The organism is Actinacidiphila sp. bgisy160, assembly GCF_965342435.1.
Taxonomy (GTDB): Bacteria; Actinomycetota; Actinomycetes; order Streptomycetales; family Streptomycetaceae; genus Actinacidiphila.
The window spans coordinates 1-6,167 of record NZ_CBDRCM010000110.1; the positions used below are offsets into that span (position 1 = coordinate 1).

The following is a 6,167-nucleotide window of genomic DNA, read 5'->3' on the forward strand; positions in this document are numbered from 1 at the left end:
GCTATCTCAGTCATGGCGCGCAGCATAGCCAAAGCGGGAGAAAGAGCAACAAAACCATTGGAGTCGGCGGCTGCCAGGCCTCGCATGGCCCCGCCGGAGAATCCGTGAGCGGGGCGGGGCTGGGATGAACGGGTTCGTACTTCTGCGCCTGCGCGCGCACCGTCTCCTGATCGGCGCCGCGGTCCTGTCCGTGCTCCTCACCACCTGCGCCGTGACGGCCCTCGCGGCGTTCAGCGACGCTGTCGGCGAGGCCGGCATCCGGCTCGCGCTCCAGGAGCAGTCCGCCGCCAGGACGCTGATCGAGGTGACAGCCGACGTGGAGGGCGAGGACCGCGCGGCCCTCGACCACGCCGTGCGCGCGGCGGTCGCCGGGGCGTACGACGGTCTGCCGGTCGTGGTGAAGACGGTCACCCGCTCGCGGTCGTACGGGCTGCCGGAGGCGCTGCGGTCATCAGGTCCGGCGCGCGGCGACGACTCGGACCTGACGTTTCTGTCCACGCTGGACCGTGCCCACGTGAGCATGGTGGACGGCGTCTTCCCGGGCAGGCCCACCTCCGGGGGGCCGCTTCCCGTCGCGCTGCCGGAGGCGGCGGCGGCGGCGCTGAAGATCCGCACCGGGCGGCTCGTGACCCTGTCGGACCGGCTCCGCGGTTCCACACTCAGGGTCCGGGTGACGGGGATCTTCCGGCCGGTCGATCCAACGGCGCCGTACTGGCGTGTCGACCCGACAGCGGGACGGGGCGTTCGGACGCTGTCGTTCACCACGTACGGGCCCATGCTCGTCGACCCGCGGGTCTTCGCGTCCGGGGCCGTCCCTGCCGCGGAGATGGCCTGGCAGGCGCACGCTGACTTCTCGGCGATCACGACGGCGCGCTTCGCCCGCGTGAGCGCCGGAGTCCGTGCGGCGACACAGCGTCTGGAACACATGTCGGCCGATGGCTCGATCGCGGCGAGCAGCGAATTGCCCGGACTGCTCCAGGAGTTGCGCAGATCACTTCTGGTCTCTCGGTCGACCCTGCTGATCAGCGCCTCGCAGCTGACACTGCTGGCCGCGTTGTCGCTGCTGCTGGTCGCCCGGATGCTCACGGCGGAACGCGCCGAGGAGACCGCGCAACTGCGGGCCCGGGGTGGCTCACGCAGCCGGGTGGCCGGCCTGGCGGCCACCGAAAGCCTGCTGCTGGTCGTACCGGCCGCGGTGCTGGCCCCGTTCCTGAACCGGCCACTCATGGAGCTGTTGTCCGGGTACGGCGAGCTGGGCCGGACGGGAGTACGACTGGAGGCGCAGCCGGCGACCGCTTGGGGCGTGGCGGCGCTGACAGCCTTGGTGTGCGGGTTGTCCCTTGTCGTGCCCGCGTTGAGAGGACCGGGCTCCTACGCTGGTGAGCAGGCGGCGCGGAGACGGCAGCGCGCACTTCCGGGAGCCGTGCGGGCCGGTGCCGACGTCGGGCTCGGGGTCGTGGCGGTACTCGCGTACTGGCAGTTGTCGCGCAGAGGAGCGACGACGGGGGCGCTGACCACCGACACCGCCGGCGAACTGGGACTCGACCCGGTGCTGGTCGTCGCCCCGGCGATCTGCCTGCTGGCAGGCGCGGTGCTCGCCCTGCGTCTTCTGCCGCTTGCCGCACGGCTCGGAGAACGCCGGGCGGCAAGGGGCCGGGGCCTGTCGGCGTCGCTGGTGGGGTGGCAGCTGGCACGCCGGCCCGACCGGGGGACGTCCCCGGTCCTGCTGCTCGTCCTCGCCCTGTCGATCAGTATGTTCGCGATCGGCGAGAACAGCAGTTGGATCTCCTCGCAGAAGGACCAGGCCGACTTCGCCGTGGGTTCCGACATCCGCGTCACCGGCTCCACGACACCGCCGCTCGGGCAGGGTGGCGTGTACGACCATCTGGCCGGGGTCGCGGCGGTGACACCGTCCTCCCGCACCCAGGTGGCCCTGCCCCGTGAGAGGACGGCCACGGTACTCGCCATGGACACCACGGCGGCGGCCGGGATCATGCGGCTGCGGGGGGACCTGGCGGAACGCCCCCTGGCGGAGACCCTGCGGACGCTGCGTCCCGCGGACGACAGCCGTGCGCGTGACGCCGGGTTCGCGGTGCCGCCCGGTACGGACCGTGTGCGGTTCGCCGTCCGGCTGGAGTCCCGGGACTCCCACGGCCGGGTGAAGCCGAGCAGGGTCGCCGATCGGCTCTGGGCGACCTTCACGGACCGCTACGGGGTGCTGTACACCTTCCATCTCGGCGAAGTGACCGCCGACGGCCGGGCGCACACCCTGTACGCGAATCTGGGCGCCGAGACGGGCCGGGCGCGTGGCGCGGGGCCCGCCGGACCTGTGCGGATCACCTCCCTGAAAGCCGAATACGTCATGCCCCAGTCCGGCGCGCGTCACCGTCTGACGATCGGCACGGTGGACACCGTCGACGGCGAGGGCGGAGTCAGGCACCTCGTGCCGCAGGCCGGCACGACATGGACATCCCAGATCCGCCAGTTCATGGACCTCAGCGATGTCAGGGGGAGCCACAAGGCCGGCTCGCCCGGACAGACTCCCAGGTCCGGCCGGGACACGCTCCTCGCCGTCGACTACGACACAGGTGCGAACTCCGAGCCGTTCCTGTCGTACGCCGCGTCGGTCACGGTGTCCGCGGTCCCGCCGGCTCCCGACACGGTGCCCGCGGCCGCCACCGAAGCCTTCTTGAGGGCCACCAACGCCAAGGTCGGCAGCAAGGTGCTCCTGGACATGGGGGCGACGAAGCTCAGCGTCCGCATCTCGGCGACCCTGAAGGCCCTGCCCACCACCGCGGCTGGGTCTGTTGCCAGTGACGGGGGCGCGGTGCTCCTCGACCTGCGCACCGCGAGCCGGGTCCTGAGCGCCATGGATCTGCCGGGTCTGGAGCCGGACGAATGGTGGGTGGCCGTACGGCCCGACGCGTCCGGCCGGGTCGCAAGCGCACTTCGCGACCGCGGCGACATCTCCTCCGTCATCGTCCGCGCGGAGCAGCGGGCCGAGTTCCAGGACGACCCCCTTGGTGCGGGACCTGTGTCCGCACTGCCCGCGGCCGTGCTCGCCGCGGTCGTACTCGCCCTGGTCGGCTTCGGCGTGTCCGCCATCGGCGCGGTGCGGGAACGGCTGCAGGACCTCGCCAGACTCCACGCGCTGGGAGCCTCGCGTCGGTCGCTGATCCGGGTGGTGGCTGCCGAGCAGGGGATCCTGGTGCTCATTGCGGCGGGCAGTGGCGCGTTGCTCGGCAGCTGGCTCACCAAAATGGTCGTTCCGTCGATCGTGTTGACGACCCGGGCGGAGAGCCCGGTGCCCGGCGTCCTGGTCGAGCTTCCTTCCCGCCCGGTCGGCGCGCTGTTGCTCCTGGTGACAGCCGTGTCCTTGCTGATCGTCGTGTTGATGGCGGGGCGGTTCGCCGACCCGGCTCGGGCTCTTCGAGGCCAGGGGGAGCGATGACCCTGTGCGTGGAAGCGGACGTGGGCCCGCGGCGCCGCGGGGCTCGGCACGCCGCGTGGGCCCTGGCCATCGCGAGCTCACGCGTGCGTGCGCGGGCGCGGTGAGCGCGCCGGTCACGACCACGCGACGGACATCCGGACGCGAGCTGCGGAAGAACCCCAGGCCTTGAAGCTCACGTGTGTGCGAGGTGTGTGTCCCCAGCAGCACCAGGGCGCTTCTCAAGGGCCTTCGACTCCCTATCCGGCAAGGCCGGTGGACCCTTTGAAGGAAACCGATGACCAAGTCCCACGTTCCGCGCGGCGGCGACGTGTCCCTGATCCGCTCCCGGCTGCGGACCGCTCCAGGTGCGGCTCTGGCCATGGCCGTTCTGGTGTTGGGGACCGCCTTCGTGACGGCGATCCTGCCAGGCGCCGTCCAGGCGTACGAGAACGAGGCGCTGCGGCAGAGGCTGTCCCAGGCGTCGGTGGCCGGACGCAGTGTCAGCACCTCGTTCACCGTGGGATGGCAAGGGGTGGGCCTCGTCGCCCCCGCTTCGCTGAAGAGCGACGAGGAAGCCCTCCGGGGCGTTCTCCGGCCTCCGCTGTCCTCCGTCCTCAGGACGCGGGACATGATCAGCGGTCTGCGGTCCGTGACACCCTTCGCGGCCGGCGACAGGGCACTGCCCCGGCCCACGGGGACCGTGGACCCGCAGAGCACCGTGGTCGCCCAATCCGGCCTGACCACTCATGCCCGGCTGGCCGACGGCCGGTTCTACCGCCGATTGAGCGATCCCCACCGCGTCGAGGCAGTGGTCACGGACCGTACCGCCGACACCATGGGACTGCACGCCGGATCAGAACTTCATCTGCGTGACTCACTCGGCTCGGAGCTGATGGTCGGGATCACCGGGATCATCCGCCCTGTTCGGCCGGAGGCGCCCTATTGGAACGCAGAACAGGATCTGCGCGCGCCGAAGCTGAACAGCCGGGCCGGCCCCCGGGGCGGCGACCCCGAGCAGTACTGGCACTTCACGGTGTTCATCCCTCCCGAGGACGCGTCGGGGCTGACCGCGTTCGGCGACGGAGCCACCGTCTACTTCCACCTCCCGGCGGACGCCGGCCTCGTGAGGGTGCGCGACGTCCCAGCGCTGCGCGACCAGCTCGACTCGCTCATGACCGGGCCTGACGCGGCGGAACTGCGCGACACCCGGCCCCACATGGGGGAGATCGCCGAGGACGGCCTGTCGGCGCTGCTGGGTTCCTTCGACGAGCAACGCATGGCGGCCGAACCCCTGGTCCTCGTCGCGACGGTCGGTGTGGCGGCAGTCGCCGGGATCGTCCTCCTGATGGCCGCGGCCCTGCTGGTCGATCGCCGGCGCTCCGAGCTCTCGTTGCTGCGGGCCCGGGGCATCAGCCTGTCGGCGCTCGCCGGCCGGCTGCTGGCCGAGAGCGCGCTGCCGGCGATTCCCAGTGCCGCGGCCGGCGTGCTGCTCGCGCTGACCGTCGTGCCGGCGGAGAACCGCGGGTTGCCGACACTGCTGGGGGCCCTGGTCGGGGCCTTCGCCTGGCTGGCCCCGCCGCTGCGTGCGGTGGCCGTTTCCGCGCGTCCCATGCCCGACCGGCGCGCCGACCTCACGGAGGCACGGCCCACACGGCGGCGCGTCGTGGCGGAGCTGACCGTCACGGTGATCGTGGTCGGTTCGGTGGTGGCGCTGCGGCAACGCGGAACGGCGGACGGCGCCGCGGATGTGCTGACCGCCGCGGCGCCCGTGCTGGTGGCTGTGGTCGCCGCGCTGGTGCTGCTGCGGCTGTACCCCTGGCCGTTGCGGCTGCTGGCGCGGCCTTTCGCGCGGCTCGACGGTGCGGTGCTGCACCTGGGCCTGGCGCGGGCCGGTCGAGCCCCGTCGATGTCGGCTCTGCCGCTCATGGCGCTGCTGGTGGCGCTCGCGCTCACCTCCTTCGGTGGGTCCGTCCTCGCCGGTGTCGAGACGGGCCGCGACAGGGCCGCCCTGCGGGCGGTCGGCGCCGACGCACGCGTCGACTCGTCGACCGGGCTGCCCGCCGCCCTGGAGTCACGAGTACGCGAGGTCCACGGCGTGCGGGATACGTCGGCGGTGCGGATCGAGAGGGGCTTGTCGACTTCGTCCGGTGTGAGGTACAGCCTGGTCATCGCGGATCCCGCACAGTACGGACGCGTGGTGTCGAGCACCGGCACGGGCGCTTCGTTCCCGTCGCTTGCCCGCCGCGGCCGGGAGCCCTTGCCGGCGGTGGTCTCGCCGGGTCTTGCTCGTGCCTTCAAGCAGGGCGTGATGAATGTGCGTTCTTCCGCGGGCCGGACCCCGGTACGGGCCGTCGCCACCCGGGACGCCACACCGGCCCTGGGTACCGGCGAGTTCGTCGTCGTCTCCGCGACGGACATGGCACGCGAGCACCCCCGGGCGGCCCGGCGACTTTCGGCTCCCACGACCCTGCTCGTCACAGGATCGGACCTGCGGGGTCCGCAATTGCGTGCCGTCGTGCGGCAGGCCTCGCAGCCCGCGCAGGTCACGCTCCGGTCAGAGGAGCGGGCGTCCTACGGCGTCTCAGCCCTGCAGTCCGGTGCTCAACACGTCTACCAGGCCGCGATCGCCACCAGCGCCGGCTACGGCGTACTGGCCTTGCTGCTGTCGCTGCTGCACAGCGCGCCGCAGCGCAAGGCGCTGCTGGCGCGGCTGCGGACGATGGGCATGACGGGCCGC

At 72.2% G+C, this 6,167-nt stretch carries 2 protein-coding genes; both read left to right on the forward strand.

Annotated elements, in window-relative coordinates; genetic code table 11:
- Nucleotides 1-124: 124 nt before the first annotated feature.
- Complete coding sequence (locus ACRWNP_RS36765; protein ID WP_431969304.1) at nt 125-3,451, forward strand: FtsX-like permease family protein; 3,327 nt, start codon at nt 125-127, stop codon at nt 3,449-3,451.
- A 274-nt stretch (nt 3,452-3,725) separates the two neighbouring features.
- Nucleotides 3,726-6,167, forward strand: a 2,442-nt coding sequence (locus ACRWNP_RS36770) for an ABC transporter permease (protein ID WP_431969306.1), incomplete at its 3' end; no start/stop codon positions are given.